Annotated in this window: 13 protein-coding genes; 3 read left to right on the top strand and 10 right to left on the bottom strand. The window is 57.5% G+C overall.

The window, feature by feature from the left end; genetic code table 11:
* Positions 1-39: 39 nt before the first annotated feature.
* Positions 40-1,614, bottom strand: coding sequence for a transporter substrate-binding domain-containing diguanylate cyclase (locus H0A72_RS21255; protein ID WP_246436754.1), 1,575 nt, complete (start codon positions 1,612-1,614; stop codon positions 40-42).
* Between the two features lie 504 nt (positions 1,615-2,118).
* On the opposite strand from H0A72_RS21255, the gene H0A72_RS22465 reads away from it, so the two are divergent.
* Positions 2,119-4,287, top strand: coding sequence for a flagellin N-terminal helical domain-containing protein (locus tag H0A72_RS22465; RefSeq protein ID WP_180158516.1), 2,169 nt, complete (start codon positions 2,119-2,121; stop codon positions 4,285-4,287).
* A 447-nt stretch (positions 4,288-4,734) separates the two neighbouring features.
* Positions 4,735-5,067 (top strand): YciI family protein, encoded by a 333-nt coding sequence (locus tag H0A72_RS21245; RefSeq protein ID WP_180158515.1) that lies wholly within the window; start codon positions 4,735-4,737, stop codon positions 5,065-5,067.
* A gap of 58 nt (positions 5,068-5,125) precedes the next feature.
* Here H0A72_RS21245 and H0A72_RS21240 read toward each other — a convergent pair whose 3' ends face one another.
* The 6 genes from H0A72_RS21240 to H0A72_RS21215 form a co-directional block, all read right to left on the bottom strand.
* A complete protein-coding gene (locus tag H0A72_RS21240; protein WP_180158514.1) occupies positions 5,126-5,275 on the bottom strand; it encodes a hypothetical protein in 150 nt (49 codons plus the stop codon).
* Positions 5,276-5,321: 46 nt separating this feature from the next.
* On the bottom strand, positions 5,322-5,579 hold the full coding sequence (locus H0A72_RS21235; protein WP_180158513.1) for an RpnC/YadD family protein: 258 nt from the start codon (positions 5,577-5,579) through the stop codon (positions 5,322-5,324).
* A gap of 148 nt (positions 5,580-5,727) precedes the next feature.
* A complete protein-coding gene (locus H0A72_RS21230; protein WP_180158512.1) occupies positions 5,728-6,720 on the bottom strand; it encodes an RpnC/YadD family protein in 993 nt (330 codons plus the stop codon).
* A gap of 248 nt (positions 6,721-6,968) precedes the next feature.
* Positions 6,969-7,340: a helix-turn-helix domain-containing protein gene (locus H0A72_RS21225; RefSeq protein ID WP_180158511.1), complete on the bottom strand. Its 372-nt coding sequence runs from the start codon at positions 7,338-7,340 to the stop codon at positions 6,969-6,971.
* A gap of 3 nt (positions 7,341-7,343) precedes the next feature.
* Positions 7,344-7,646 carry a type II toxin-antitoxin system HigB family toxin gene (locus H0A72_RS21220; RefSeq protein WP_180158510.1) on the bottom strand — a complete coding sequence of 101 codons (303 nt, stop codon included), beginning with the start codon at positions 7,644-7,646 and terminating at the stop codon, positions 7,344-7,346.
* 144 nt (positions 7,647-7,790) lie between these two features.
* Positions 7,791-8,819 (bottom strand): RpnC/YadD family protein, encoded by a 1,029-nt coding sequence (locus tag H0A72_RS21215; RefSeq protein WP_180158509.1) that lies wholly within the window; start codon positions 8,817-8,819, stop codon positions 7,791-7,793.
* 434 nt (positions 8,820-9,253) lie between these two features.
* On the opposite strand from H0A72_RS21215, the gene H0A72_RS21210 reads away from it, so the two are divergent.
* Positions 9,254-10,903: a methyltransferase regulatory domain-containing protein gene (locus H0A72_RS21210; RefSeq protein WP_218953443.1), complete on the top strand. Its 1,650-nt coding sequence runs from the start codon at positions 9,254-9,256 to the stop codon at positions 10,901-10,903.
* Between the two features lie 212 nt (positions 10,904-11,115).
* Here H0A72_RS21210 and H0A72_RS21205 read toward each other — a convergent pair whose 3' ends face one another.
* The 3 genes from H0A72_RS21205 to H0A72_RS22035 all read right to left on the bottom strand — a co-directional run bounded on the left by H0A72_RS21205 (position 11,116) and on the right by H0A72_RS22035 (position 13,893).
* Positions 11,116-11,886, bottom strand: a complete 771-nt coding sequence (locus tag H0A72_RS21205; protein ID WP_180158507.1) for a YaaW family protein — start codon at positions 11,884-11,886, stop codon at positions 11,116-11,118.
* An 11-nt stretch (positions 11,887-11,897) separates the two neighbouring features.
* The gene (locus tag H0A72_RS21200; protein ID WP_180158506.1) at positions 11,898-12,881 is read right to left on the bottom strand and encodes a GTPase family protein; all 984 of its coding nucleotides are present in this window, start codon (positions 12,879-12,881) and stop codon (positions 11,898-11,900) included.
* 202 nt (positions 12,882-13,083) lie between these two features.
* Positions 13,084-13,893 carry a flagellin gene (locus H0A72_RS22035; RefSeq protein WP_425502469.1) on the bottom strand — a complete coding sequence of 270 codons (810 nt, stop codon included), beginning with the start codon at positions 13,891-13,893 and terminating at the stop codon, positions 13,084-13,086.
* Between the last annotated feature and the right edge of the window lie 449 nt (positions 13,894-14,342).

Raw genomic sequence — 14,342 nt, 5'->3', positions numbered from 1 at the left:
GCTCGCGGAGCGCGCCGCCACGGCGGCGGCCGGCTTCGCCTACCCGATCACCGTGGCGCATATCCGGTTGCGCCCCGCCTGCTTCGCGGCATACAGCTGGGCGTCCGCCTGCGCGACCAGCGCCTGCGCCCCCGGGTCGCCGTGGATGATGGTCGCCACCCCTATGCTCGCCGTCAGGCGGGGCGGCTCCACCGACGCATTGGGCAGGTCCAGGGCGGCAACGCCGCGGTGGATGCGCTCGGCGATCGCGCGGGCGTTGTCCGCGCCGGTGTCGGGCAGCAGGCAGGTGAACTCCTCGCCGCCGTAGCGGGCGACCTGGTCGGTGGAGCGGGTCACGCTGTTCCTGAGCACGTCGGCGACGGCGCGCAGGTAGTCGTCGCCCACGGCATGGCCGTATTGGTCGTTGACATTCTTGAAATGATCCACATCGACGATCAACAGGCTGAGCGGCTCGCCCGTGCGCTGGTAGCGCGCATATTCATGCGCCAGCATCTGGTCGAAATGCCGGCGGTTCGATAGCCAGGTCAAGCCGTCGGTCCGGCTCAGCGTCTGGAGCTTCTTGTAGGCCTCCTGCAGCGCCTCTTGCTGCCGCTGGATATGGGTATTGCGCTCGGCCAGCAGCTTGGTCAGGCGGCGATAGCGCAGCAGCGCCAGGCCGGACAGCAGGGCCAGCATCACCGCCGCCACGCTGGCGGCCTGCAGCAGCACCCGCTGGTCGCGCTGCGCGATGTAGCGCTCGAAGAAATAGCGCTCCCCTTCCTCGTGCTCCATGATCGACGCCGATACATCGATGGCCGCCAGATAGCGGTCGAAGACCCGGACGAGGGATTCATGCCCGGGCGAGCGGCTGAAATAATAGCGATAGGCGCGCGGCAGCTCGTGCAGGGTATGGATGATGTCCAGGTCGAAAAACTCCTGGCGGTAGCGCTTCTCGATGAAAATATTCTTGTTGAACACCGCGACGTCGATCGTCCCGTCGCGGACCGCCTGGAACAGCGCGTCGCTGGTCGTCTCGTTGAACATGTGAATCCGCTCCGCCGGCACGATTTTCTGCACCAGCGGCTGGAACGACACCCCTTGCACGATGCCGACTCGGTAATTGGCCAGGTCCTCGAGACCGCGTATGAACACCCGCCGCCCATGGCGCGCGATGACCGCGTAATGGCTTTCATAATAGGGCAGGGTGAACAGCCCGCGCTGTTCGCGCTGCGCCGAATGGCTGAGCGGAATGAATACGTCCGCCCGGTCTTCCTGCACCCGGCGGATCTTGTCCGCCACGGTCTCGTCCCGGTCCGGGCGCAGCTCGAAGCTCAAGCCCAGCTCCCGCGTGATGAAGCAGAAAACGTCGATGCCGATGCCGCTGTAGGTCTGCCGGTCTTCATCGTAGCGCGCCATGGGCGGCGCGCTGACCGCCACCACCTTCAAGGGCGGCATGGCCTGGAACCGGGCCCGCTGCTCGGCGCTGACCTCCACCGGCCGCAGCAAGCGGACATTCTGCGCCCCATCGCATACCGCCGCGGAATTGGCCGGCAGCGCCCACGCGGCCATGCACAGCGCGACGACGCCGCCCAGTGTGCCAACGCCGGCCGGCCGGCGCAGTTTTGCAAAGAACATGAGTTGCATCAAATACTGGAGTCAGAACCTGGATTTGCTGAAGAGTTGGTTGGCCGCGGCCGTAAACGGAACAACAGGGTATCAAATAATGTCGGGGTTCTTGAGGGGAAAGATCATCAATCAGTGTAAACGTGTAATGCCGCCCGAGGCGCCGTCGCCGGCCGGCCCGGAGAGGCTTGAGGATGGCGAGACGGCGAGATCGCAGGCCAAGGCCGGGAAGCCGCTAAAGAATCGCGCGCCGCGGCCGTAAACGGAGCAACAGGGTAGCAAACCGCGTCGGCGCTCTTTCGGAAACATCGTCAATTAGTGCAAACGCGTAGGGTACCCCAGGGATTTGACCGGCTCGCTCTAAATTTTGGCTGACAAGTACCGTAAACCAGGCTGTACAGGAAATACCGGGCCTGCCCAACACATCGGTGGAGGGCCAGGATTCCACCCGGCAACGGGTTTTCCTGGTCAACCGGCAGCAGAGATCGCTGTCTTTTCACTCACAGGAGTAAATCCATGTCTGTCATTAACACCAACTACCTGGCTCAGGTCTCGCAGAATAACCTGCAAAAGTCGCAGGGCGCGTTGGGCACGGCCATTGAGCGCCTGTCGTCCGGCCTGCGCATCAACAGCGCGAAGGACGACGCTGCTGGTCAAGCCATTGCCAACCGCTTCACGGCCAATATCAAGGGTCTGAACCAGGCTTCGCGCAACGCCAACGACGGTATCTCTATTGCGCAGACGACCGAAGGCGCGTTGAACGAAATTAACAACAACTTGCAGCGTATTCGTGAGTTGTCGGTGCAGGCAGCCAACGGCTCCAACTCAGATACCGACCTTGCCTCCATTCAGGCTGAAATCACGCAGCGCCTGGAAGAAATCGACCGTGTTTCGCAGCAGACTCAGTTCAACGGTAAGAAGGTGTTGAGCGCTGAAGCGGGTACGTTGAAGGTACAGGTCGGCTCTCGCGACAGCGAAATGATCGAAATCAATCTGCGTGAGATCAGCTCCAGCACACTCAAGCTGGGTTCGCTCGACGTGACTAATATGATCAAGTCGGATGATCTAACAAAGTTGAGTAGCGGCACCGTCGCAGAGAAGCTGTCTTTTGGCGCAGTCACAACGACGGGTGCTCTGCCCGTCGGCGCGAAGACTACCGCCATTGCCGCTGACGAAGTCTACGACCTGAGCTCCACAGTTACCGTTGTTAGCAATGTGGATATCTCGGCAACAGCGACGGCTGATGCAAAAACAGCTGCGGGTGCAGCTTATGCAGGGACGAATGCTGAAATCCGTAGCTATGTGCAGGATGGGATTACAAAGTACGCTCTGGTATCCGACAGCACTGATATGGCGAATGCTGATGTCAGAGGGCTCACTCTCGATTTGGCAAATGGGACGTTTGCCGTAGATGCCGCAGACTTAACCGGTGTAGATCAAACTGCGGCTCGAGCAGCCGTAACAACGATCGCTGATAGCGATACGGTTACCGTCGCTATCGAAACCAACTACGCAGTCAAGGCTAGCGACAATAACTATTACGCCCTCTTCGAAAACCCGGTCAACGGCGAATTCATCTGGGATTCCGGTGCAGGTAACGTAAACGCTCTGGTCGGCGCCACCCCGACCAAGTCCGCAAGTTCTCCGGTTATGTCCGCTGGCGCAGTCGTGACTGACGTTGACGCCACCGGAATGTCAGCTGCGCCAACGTTCAGCGACACTACGCTCTATCTGCGCACTGACGTTGCCGCTGGTAACCAAGCTCTGGGCGATGATGTCGTTGGAGAATACGCGATCAAGGGTGATGATGGCCTCTACTATGTGGTCGATATTGATCCTAGTAGTTCCGACGAGGCCACCGCAACCTTTAAGGTAACGGTTAGCAACACTGTCATCTCCTCTTCCAACCTGGATACTGCTGGTGCAACCGGCATTCGCATGGGGAAAACAACGCCGCCCCAAGCAGATGGCAATGATATTGCCAACCATAACGTGGCGTCGAACCCGACGGGGTCCAATACGCAGGTCTTCAGATCTGCCGATGGTACCTCATTTGCCATCAAGGCCAGCGACAATAATTACTATTCGGCAACCATAACTAAAAACGGCGCTGTAGCCGACGTAGTGTTCGATCTTAGCAACAAGGTTGACGGTACCGGCTATACCGCTCAGACACAGTGGGCCAGCGGTGACACGATCAACGTGTCCTACGAGGACAGTGACGGTAACGCTATCGCAGCCAATAAGCTGTTCACGTACGAGGACGATAAAGGCGCTACGCATACGGTCATGAATCGTGGCACAAATGAAGTGCCCGAGTATGTTTACGTAACGGCAGGGACTGCTGACGCTTCTGGTGTTTCCACCGTAACCGTGAATAAGGATACGAGCGGTGCGGAAGTCGCTGCCACGGTCGATCCTCTCGCGATGCTCGACCGTGCGCTGCAAAATGTGGACAACCTGCGTTCGGAACTGGGTGCTGTTCAGAACCGCTTCCAATCCACCATCGCCAACCTGAGCAACACTGTCACCAACCTGTCCGCAGCCCGCTCGCGTATCGAAGACGCCGACTACGCCGTCGAAGTCTCCAACATGACCCGCGCGCAGATTCTGCAACAAGCCGGTACCTCGGTTCTGGCGCAAGCCAACCAGGTTCCGCAGACCGTGCTGTCGCTGCTGCGTTAATCCGCAGCCAACGCAGCCACTTCCCATGATTTTTCCGGGAAGTGGGTCTGACCAAACCGCCAGCCCTTGGAAACAAGGCTGGCGGTTTTTATGGCTCCCACTCTGCACCGTACACCACATGATCCGCCCGCGTATGGTGCCCGTCTGGTGAATCCACATCCACATTGAAGGCGGAACTCATCTCAGTCTGCCGGCATCCTGGCGTATCCGTTGCCGCTGTGGCATAGAGCCATGGATTGAACGCCAGCCCGCTGCGCCGCTCGGTGACGAAGAACGAGCGGTTTCAACGTGTCTAGCCATAGCAAAGGAACGAACTTTGCTGGTTTTCGACATTGAAGGCTGGCAATTTTCTTGCGGCCATGCGGCGGCACATTGCCCTTCTGTCCCACGCTACCATGTACCCTACGGTGGATGGGCCTTATCTCGACAAGTTGAAGGAGACCATCCATGCCCAAGTTTGTGACAATCGGATATGGAGACCAGGAAGGATACGACCGTACCGCCGTCGCCATTCGAGACGCAGCCCACGCACACGACGCCAAACTACAAAAAGCAGGAACATTGATGGGCATTGCCGGCCGCCCGGTGCAGGTGCGCAATCACGACGCAATTCGGCTCGAAACAATGAACGGGCCGTTCATGCAGTCGCCCTTGCCCGTGGCCGGATTCGCCATCATCGAAGCCGCCGATTTAGCCGAAGCCATCGACATGGTGTCACGAACACCGTGTGCGGTCGCGCACGGTGTCGTTGAGGTATGGCCACTCGAACAGCCATCCTGAATCTCTGCCGCACTACGTCGGCATGGCTACGTAAGGCCGTCTGTCCACGCACAAAGCGCTAGCCTCGCAACGTCAACAGGCGTTCGATAGCCAGGTGATAAGCGGGCGGGTCTTCGCGCTTTTCGATCGCCGACACCAGAACAATAAGCACATCATCACTCATCCTGTGAACCAAGCGGCAGTCTTGGATTTTTTCGGCCGGCAGCATTTCTTGCTTCCCGGCAGGTAATTGATAATCTCAGCGCCGCGACTCGCTACTTGAACACATCTTCGATGCACTGAGCATCGAGTATCTGCTCGGCCCAGCGATTCAGGGTGACGTCGTCGGCAGCAACCAGCCGCACCTTGGCCCAGTCCGGCAACACTCCGAACTTGCGGGCGATTAGGGTGGACAAAAGGGCAGCGAAGCCTTCGGTTTTTCCTTCAGCCTTCCCTTCTGCTCGACCCTCAACCTTTCCTTCCTCCCGCTCACGCTTGAGGCGCACGCGCTCGACGCTGGTGACGTAGCTCATCTGGGTTTCCTCCTCAATTTGCCGGATTGCGTCTTCGAAGGCCGGTTCCAGGGCTTCGGGCGGCGTATCGACGAACTGCTGCCGTGCAATCCGCGGCTGTAATCTTTTACTTTAGTCTACGACCTTGCCACTTTCCGCGCGCAATTCGCTACTTGAACACGTCTTCGATGCACTGGGCATCGAGTATCTGTTCGGCCCAGCGGTTCAGGGTGACGTCGTCGGCAGCAACCAGCCGCACCTTGGCCCAGTCCGGCAACACTCCGAATTTGCGGGCGATTAGGGTGGACAAAAGAGCAGCGAAGCCTTCGGTTTTTCCTTCAGCCTTCCCTTCAACCTTCCCTTCTGCTCGACCCTCAACCTTTCCTTCTTCCCGCTCACGCTTGAGGCGCACGCGCTCGACACTGGTGACGTAGCTCATCTGGGTTTCCTCCTCAATTTGCCGGATTGCGTCTTCGAAGGCCGGTTCCAGGGCTTCGGGCAGCGCCATCATGGCATCGATGATGCGAAACAGCATGATGACATTATCGCGTTGATAGCCCCAGTGATACAACTGCCGCACCAGCTCGGTCTTGCGCACAAGGCGCTGCCGGTCGGCTCGGGTGGCATTGGCCTCCAGTTGGGCCAGCATCACCACGGCGAACGGGTTGGCGGGAGCCAGGCGGGCCAGCTCGCCCATGCGGGCGCGCCAGCTTTCCAGATGCACGACAGGGAAGGTAAAGCGCAGGCTGCAGTTCCAGAATCGAGCCTGGTAAGACATGCGGGGCGTTTCGTTGCGCGCGGGCGCATCGGTCAGCACCGCCAGGCTGACGATGGGCTCGCCCGGATGCTTTTCGTGCAAACGCGCGTAGTAGGTATACATGCGGTACGGAAACACCGTCTCGCGCCCAGCCTGGATTTCGACATGAATCAATAGCAGGCTGTTTTGGCCGTTCAACAGCAGCACCGACACCAGCTTGTCGACGTGGCGCCGGCCGCGCTTGGCGCTGCGCACGAGCGCCTGCAGTTCCTTGTCGCGGAAAACGGGCGGATCACGCCAGTCGATCTGGGCATGCAGGGCCGGCCACAGCAGGGCGATGAACTCTGGAAAATAGCTTTCCAGCGCATCTTTCCAGGCGCTGTCGTAATCGGAAGCGTTGGGCATGGAAGGCTGAACCAGCGGCAAAGTGGCGAAGGAACCACTATAGGCAGCGCCGGCCTACCTGCGCAGCGCGAGTGAACGGTTTTGTCCGATATGGAAATTTCAGGAAGTGGTGTAGCTTGAAACTTGAAACCGGCGGAACGCGGCTTATGCACTCACGGCAACGACGTTGGCAGCTGGGATTCTATGGTTGCCCGATGGCCAACGGATCATGGCCGTTCAGCCTCGCTGATTGGATGACACTCATAATGTCAGGCGCGAGCCGGTGGCTGAATCAGGTTCTCAGCAGGGATACCCAACTCCTTATGTAGCTTCCAAATCATGGGCAGGGTCAGGGAGCGTTTGCGATTCAGGACTTCGTAAACCCGGTTGCGGCGGCCGATCATGGGCTCCAGGTCTTTCGGCGTAAGGCCGGCTTGCTCCATGCGGAATTTGATGGCCTCGACGGGATCGGGGAGGTTGATGGGGAAATGCTTCGCCTCGTAGGCTTGAACAAGGGTGGCCAGCACGTCCAGGCGGTCGCCGTCGGGCGTGTCGATGCCGGGGTCGCTTTCCATCAACCGGGAGATTTCCTTTAGAGCGGCCTTGTAGTCAGCTTCGGTTCGGATAGGGCGGATTTCCATGATTCACTCCATTTCTACGGTTTCGGCGTCGATCTTGTCGTACTCAGCGTGGGTGCCGATGAATTTCACATAGACGATGCCGAGCCGGTATGCGATAGCAACGATCAGTCGATAGTCATTGCCCTTGATGTTGAATACGACGCGCCGATTCTTCAGGACGCTGGCGCTGCGGTACTGCGTCTTGATGTCCGAGGGCTGTTCCCACGTGGCCTTGGAGGTTTCATCAAACCAGGCTTTGAGCGGCTGCTCTGCAGCTGGGTGTTTTTCCCAGAAGTTGCGCAAGCTGCTGACGGCGATCACTCTCATGGATTCATTTTAGTCCCAATATGGGACTGCCGCAAGCAAACGACCTACTATGCAAGCGTACAGGTAGGGGCAGCCTGCATTTTCCGGCCGACTGCATTTTCCTGCTTCCCTTCAGGCAATTGAGGATTTCGGCGCCGCAACCCGCTACTTGAACACGTCTTCGATGCACTGGGCATCGAGTATCTGTTCGGCCCAGCGGTTCAGGGTGACGTCGTCGGCCGCAACCAGCCGCACTTTGGCCCAGTCCGGCAACACTCCGAATTTGCGGGCGATTAGGGTGGACAAAAGAGCAGCGAAGCCTTCGGTTTTTCCTTCAGCCTTCCCTTCAGCCTTCCCTTCAACCTTACCTTCAGCCTTCCCTTCAACCTTCCCTTCTGCTCGACCCTCAACCTTTCCTTCTTCCCGCTCACGCTTGAGGCGCACGCGCTCGACACTGGTGACGTAGCTCATCTGGGTTTCCTCCTCAATTTGCCGGATTGCGTCTTCGAAGGCCGGTTCCAGGGCTTCGGGCAGCGCCATCATGGCATCGATGATGCGAAACAGCATGATGACATTATCGCGTTGATAGCCCCAGTGATACAACTGCCGCACCAGCTCAGTCTTGCGCACAAGGCGCTGCCGGTCGGCTCGGGTGGCATTGGCCTCCAGTTGGGCCAGCATCACCACGGCGAACGGGTTGGCGGGAGCCTGGCGGGCCAGCTCGCCCATGCGGGCGCGCCAGTTTTCCAGATGCACGACAGGAAAGGTAAAGCGCAGGCTGCAGTTCCAGAATCGAGCCTGATAAGACATTCGGGGCGTTTCGTTGCGCGCGGGCGCATCGGTCAGCACCGCCAGGCTGACGATGGGCTCGCCCGGATGTTTTTCGTGCAAACGCGCGTAGTAGGTATACATGCGGTACGGAAACACCGTCTCGCGCCCAGCCTGGATTTCGACATGAATCAATAGCAGGCTGTTTTGGCCGTTCAACAGCAGCACCGACACCAGCTTGTCGACGTGGCGCCGGCCGCGCTTGGCGCTGCGCACGAGCGCTTGCAGTTCCTTGTCGCGGAAAACGGGCGGATGACGCCAGTCGATCTGGGCATGCAGGGCCGGCCACAGCAGGGCGATGAACTCTGGAAAATAGCTTTCCAGCGCATCTTTCCAGGCGCTGTCGTAATCGGAAGCGTTGGGCATGAAGGGCTGAACCAGCGGCAAAGTGGCGAAGGAACCACTATAGGCAGCGCCGGCCTACCTGCGCAGCGCGAGTGAACGGTTTTGTCCGATATGGAGATTCGACGCGACCGCCCGGACAGCCCGTCCATGCTAGTTCAGGCGCATAAAGCGAAGCATCTCCCAATCGACTTGCCCAGTCCCACCGGAGCAATCAAGTTCCGTAACATCGGGAACTCGGCCCCCCCGCTAAGAACCTAATCCACTCGCCGGCCCGCGCCCGTCAACGGCGCCACCTGCCAGCGGTATGCCCCGAAAAAACCACCCTGTTCCTCATTTTTGATGCCAGGCAAATCCGTTACCCTATGGTTCGGTCGGAGCTCGCCGCAAGCGCTGCTCCGCGCCCCTCTTTTCCGCATTTCCAGTCTTTGACACCCGTTTTCCAGCAGGAGCCTGAATTGACCGCAGACAACGCTTCCACCGCAAACCTCGATGACGCCACGCAGCTGCTCAATCAGGAAATTACGGAAACCTATGATCGGCAGGTCTACACGTCCAACGCCTTTCCGTTTTCCTCGCCCGGGCATTTGCGCGCCGCCGCCCATTTGTACGGCCTGGAGTCCGTGCCGCTGAAAAACGCCCGTGTCCTGGAGCTGGGCTGCGCGGGCGGCGGCAACCTGCTGCCTTTCGCGCTGGCCTATCCCCAGGCGCATGTGGTGGGCGTGGATCTTTCGCCGGTACAGGTGAAGCAGGGGCAGGAAGTGGTGCAGGCCCTGGGCGTGCAGAACCTGCATCTGCATGCCATGAGCCTCACGGACATCACGCCCGAGTTCGGCCAGTTCGATTACATCATTGCGCATGGGGTGTTCAGCTGGGTGCCGCCGGAAGTGCGCGAAGCCATGCTGCGCATCCTGCGTGAAAACTTGTCGCCCAATGGCATTGGCTACATCAGCTACAACACTTACCCCGGCTGGAAGGCGGGCGATATCGTGCGGGATGCCATGATGTTGCACAGCCATGGCGCAGCCTCCGAAGAAGACAGATTGGCCAGCGCCAAGGCGGTCCTGAACCTGCTGTCCGACGGCATCGCGGCCAGCAACCCCTTGGCGCCGTCTCTGCGGGCCGCGGTTGCGCAGTTGCGCAAGCATTCCGATTACTACATCGCGCACGAGTATCTGGAAATCTTCAACAACCCCTGCTACTTGCTGGAATTCGTCAACCTGGCTGACCAGCACGAACTCACCCACGTGGGCGACGCGGATCCCCATGTGGAAATGTCCGTTACGTTCGGCCAGAACGTGCAACTGAACCATAGCCTGGTGGCGTTGGGGCAACCGCGCGAAATGCGCCAGCAGTACCTGGATTTTGCCGTGGGGCGCAATTTTCGTAAAAGCATGCTGGTCCATAAGAACCGGGCTGATCAAGTATTGATCAGCCCGAACATGGAACGGCTGGCGGACTTGCGTTGGGCGGGCCACTTTACTGAAACCGCGCAGGAAGAGAACGCCCCTAAAAACAGAAGGGCTTTCCGGGGCTACAAGAACCAGCCGCTATACAGCAGCGATGAAACCGTGATCGCGGTCATACAGACGCTTAGCGAAGCGTGGCCCACCAGCCTTGATTTCGACACTCTGCTGGCTGGCGTGCAGAGCCGCCTGGCGCCGATGGAAGGCGATACGGCGCGCAAGAAGACGCTGGAAGTACTGCAGACATTGTTCCGCCTGAACAGCCTGCGTTATGCATTCGAACCGACGCCCTACGAAGCCGCGGACGGCGATCAGAAAGACGCCAATCCCGCGCTCATTCCAGGCGTGGCGTATCTGTTCCAGCAAAAGAAGGATCCGGCTTTTGGCGTGGGCATGTTCAACCTATGGCACGATTCCATCAACATTCAATTGAAGGAAGCGGAGGCTTTCATTCTGCCGCAAATAGACGGCCGCAATAGCCGCAAGCAATTGGCCACGCTGCTGCGCGACGCATTGAATCGCGGCACGGTATCCGGCACGGATGGAAAATCATTGAAAGGACAGCGCAATCTTGATGCGGTCGCCGACAAGATGGTGGGCAAGCTGCTGGAATTGTTGAGGCGGCAGGCCTTGTTGCGGTAGCGGCTTCGTGGCTTGATGCGGGTGAGGTTATATTGCACCTGCTCGATCAGCAACTGCTCCGAACGCACCGAGTACAGCGCCTGCAGCAACATCGCCCGGAGGCGCTTATTGCGCGCCAAGCCGATGATGTACGGTTCGGTGTAGCGCAACGATCAACATCACCGTACCGCTCAGGTATTGATGAAATCGATCGACCTGACCGCTCATTAAAATCAAATTCCCATTTCCTTTGCCAACTCCGCGCCCACGCCATCTTTCTCTAGCAGAGAACGCTTCCTCAGCATGGCGACATGAATCACCGCAGGGATCGTTACGCGATAAGCGGGGCCGGCCAAGTCAAATGCCGTCCAGACACCCGTAACGGCCCATCCGATGGGGCCGGCAAAGATGGATGCCGCGCGTGTCAGTGCGGCATTGCCGGCGAATGTCAGGCCACGGCCCAGCATGGCCCGGGAAATAGCATTGACGACGATCAGCGTCAATTGATAGGACTTGAAGCCTCCAGCAATGAACATGGCCTGAAACGCGCTGACCAAAGCTTCTCCAGACAATGTATTTAGATTCTTGATACCTAAATCGTCCATGATTTTTCGGACGTCATCCGAGGACATTTTCTCGATCGAATCTGTCAGAATTTTCATGAGAAGATTATTTTCGATGGCGCCGGTTTCCGCCTTCGGATTGTAATTTACCTTCAATCTGTCGCAGACATCAGTCAGCACTTCCTTATAAAGTACGCCCTTGCCGCCGCGCAGTTGGGTAATGATGCCGTTAGCACCATAGCGCTGGATTTCCTCGGCAATGTCCTGCCAGTACAAGGAATGCTTTGGATTATGTTGCTTATAGCCATTCTTTCGGGAAAGGCTTTCTGAGATCCATTTCTTTCCATCCTTGTCATAGATCAGCAGACTGACCAAATTGTCTAACTCCTGGTCTTGCATGTATTGGAGGAACGCCAAGCCCTCATCTTCACGATACGCCATCTGTGAGCCCTTTACCTTGCTTTCATTAACTTAAGCACCAACTCAATCGCAGCTTGCCTGATTTGAGGCGATGCCAATACGTCTCCCACGATTTTCTTGACTTCGCCAAGCAAACCACTGGTTGAATCTAGCAGGTTGTCAATCCAGGATTTGGCCGCCTCAGTTGCAATTTCTTCTTCGTAGTTTTTTTGGCCATCGTTGTAACGGAAATTTTCCCTGTCGCGGTTAATATCTTCCACGAAGGCGATGCGCTTTTTAGCCTTTACATGCGTCATCAACAATGCCAGCAGTTTCTCCAGGTTGTAGGGCGAAAAGTCATCGCTGCCATCCTTCCCTTTGAAACCGGCCGAGTAATAGATGGGTTCGATGACCACAGGCGCCACCTCGGCGATACGGTTCCGGATAGATGCCACTTTGTCTTCCAGTAGCTTTTCCAGTTCCGGCCCCGGCCTGTGATTTTCGCTGTCCCATCCCTGGCCCTTCATAGCCAAGTCGGCCTGATTGATGCCGATCAGCAGCCGGTCGGTTTTGTTGTGCAGTTCCGGAAGAATGACTTCCAGAAGCGAAAAGGTCGCCCCCATGTCGCGGCTGGAACCGTCAACAATCAGCAGCACAAGATCAATGAGCGGTTCCCGGTTCACATCCGTTTCCTGGAGCTTCTCACGAATTTTCCGGATGTGCTGCTGATCTTTTTCCGGGGAGTCTCCCAGCCCAGGACTGTCCCAAAGCACCACGTTGTCCAGATGATATTGCGCGATCTCTATCGTCTCCGGGTTCACGCCGGTCCCCACAACGGCTTTCTCGGTTGCGAACAGAGCGTTGATGGTCGAACTTTTCCCGGCTCCGGTGGCCCCCACCAGCAGAATGTGAATTTTGGTATTGCGGATTTTTTCAAGCACCATTTCCAGCTGCTTTCTGGGAATCGTCCCATCTGCGACCGCCTGTTGAATCGCTGCTTTCAGTTGTTCGGCGACACCGTCCTGGGTTCTCTGCATAGTCAATCCTGTTTATGATTTTTTGTTTTGATATGTTTTTTGCCAGACAAAAAAATGCACCCCTATGACCATCTGGCCAAAGGGGTGACGATTCCGGCTATCCGACCAGCGCTAGCTGTGCCGGAAACCGCTGCTCCAATCGCTCAAGATACCGGCTTGCCGGCCTTCTCAAGGGCTGTAGCATTACCTTCTGGACCACGAATTAACGCAGCAGCGACAGCACGGTCTGCGGAACTTGGTTGGCTTGCGCCAGAACCGAGGTACCGGCCTGTTGCAGGATCTGCGCGCGGGTCATGTTGGAGACTTCGACGGCGTAGTCGGCGTCTTCAATACGCGAGCGGGCTGCGGACAGGTTGGTGACTGTGTTGTTCAGGTTGGCGATGGTGGATTGGAAGCGGTTTTGAACAGCACCAAGCTCACCACGCAGCGAGTCGACCTTTGCCAAAGCAGCATCCAGTGCAGCCAATGGGTCTTCCGTCCGGTCGGCGTGGGTCGTTGCTTCTAGAGTCAACTCACCGTCTTCCGTTGCATAGACTAAGCTGCCCGTGTTATTGGTAACGTTGCCATTTTCATGCGCAAAGTAGTTTATAGTCTCCTGAGTCTCTGTAGTCAGAGCGCCATTAGAGCCGACGTACACAGAATCGCCGCCAGTTTCGACTACTCCACTGGTAACGGTGTACGTTACCGGCGTACCGGCCTCATCGATACTCACTGAATGGTTCGTTGTACCGATCGCACTACCTAGCGCCGTCGCCGAGATTCGAGCCCCTGTTACCGCCATTGTTCCAGCGGTAGCACCATTGTCGGCACTCCCGGTCAGATTGATTTCGGTATCACCAACAGTAATTTTGGAAGCAACGGCAGTTGCTACACCTGATTTGTTGCTAATCAAACCTGCCAACGTCGCTACTGGAGGGGTTCCTGCGCCATTTTGCGTCAGGTTTCCTGTTGAATCCAAGTAAAGCTCGTCCCCACCTTTGGTAGTAATGGCTCCGCTTGAAGCGATGATCACGTCGATAGACTTACCGCCAATCTCAATTTTGGCTTCAACAGTATCACCTGCACTAGGCGTCAGATAGGACTGGAGCCCTGCAGCGCTAGCACCCGCGGCAACATTAAACGTAAAGGAGCCTTTTCCGTCCGCAGTGTACGTACCTGCAGTCGCAGCTACTCCGAGCCCCGTGTTGGTGCCCGTATAAGTAACTGTATCGTTCTCTTTCAATGCGCTGTGGAGATTGGCTGCAGTAGCCCGAGTATTTGCGATATTTTTTGAGTAGGTATAGCTGCCATCTGCATTGACTGAAGACCCCTTGCTAAAACCAGCAAGAGCGAGATTGACCTGTCCGGGAATTTCCTACCAGTAAGGACTAGAGATTCTGGCCTCGGATGTTAATTCGTTGGTCAGGTTTCCCACAAACTCGTGTGGGGTTTGGTAATTCAGGCTCGAATGCGGCCGGATCT

It is taken from the genome of Parapusillimonas granuli (assembly GCF_013416525.1).
Lineage (GTDB): Bacteria > Pseudomonadota > Gammaproteobacteria > Burkholderiales > Burkholderiaceae_B > Parapusillimonas > Parapusillimonas granuli.
Note: the sequence above shows the minus strand (reverse complement) of the source record. Positions and strands in the feature narration are given on the sequence as shown.

Excerpts from the sequence above, each read along its gene's own strand:
- H0A72_RS21255 (WP_246436754.1), bottom strand. The coding sequence starts at position 1,614 with ATGTTCTTTGCAAAACTGCGCCGGCCGGCCGGCGTTGGCACACTGGGC.
- H0A72_RS22465 (WP_180158516.1), top strand. The coding sequence starts at position 2,119 with ATGTCTGTCATTAACACCAACTACCTGGCTCAGGTCTCGCAGAATAAC.
- H0A72_RS21245 (WP_180158515.1), top strand. The coding sequence starts at position 4,735 with ATGCCCAAGTTTGTGACAATCGGATATGGAGACCAGGAAGGATACGAC.
- H0A72_RS21240 (WP_180158514.1), bottom strand. The coding sequence starts at position 5,275 with ATGCTGCCGGCCGAAAAAATCCAAGACTGCCGCTTGGTTCACAGGATG.
- H0A72_RS21235 (WP_180158513.1), bottom strand. The coding sequence starts at position 5,579 with ATGAGCTACGTCACCAGCGTCGAGCGCGTGCGCCTCAAGCGTGAGCGG.
- H0A72_RS21230 (WP_180158512.1), bottom strand. The coding sequence starts at position 6,720 with ATGCCCAACGCTTCCGATTACGACAGCGCCTGGAAAGATGCGCTGGAA.
- H0A72_RS21225 (WP_180158511.1), bottom strand. The coding sequence starts at position 7,340 with ATGGAAATCCGCCCTATCCGAACCGAAGCTGACTACAAGGCCGCTCTA.
- H0A72_RS21220 (WP_180158510.1), bottom strand. The coding sequence starts at position 7,646 with ATGAGAGTGATCGCCGTCAGCAGCTTGCGCAACTTCTGGGAAAAACAC.
- H0A72_RS21215 (WP_180158509.1), bottom strand. The coding sequence starts at position 8,819 with ATGCCCAACGCTTCCGATTACGACAGCGCCTGGAAAGATGCGCTGGAA.
- H0A72_RS21205 (WP_180158507.1), bottom strand. The coding sequence starts at position 11,886 with ATGGCGTATCGTGAAGATGAGGGCTTGGCGTTCCTCCAATACATGCAA.
- H0A72_RS21200 (WP_180158506.1), bottom strand. The coding sequence starts at position 12,881 with ATGCAGAGAACCCAGGACGGTGTCGCCGAACAACTGAAAGCAGCGATT.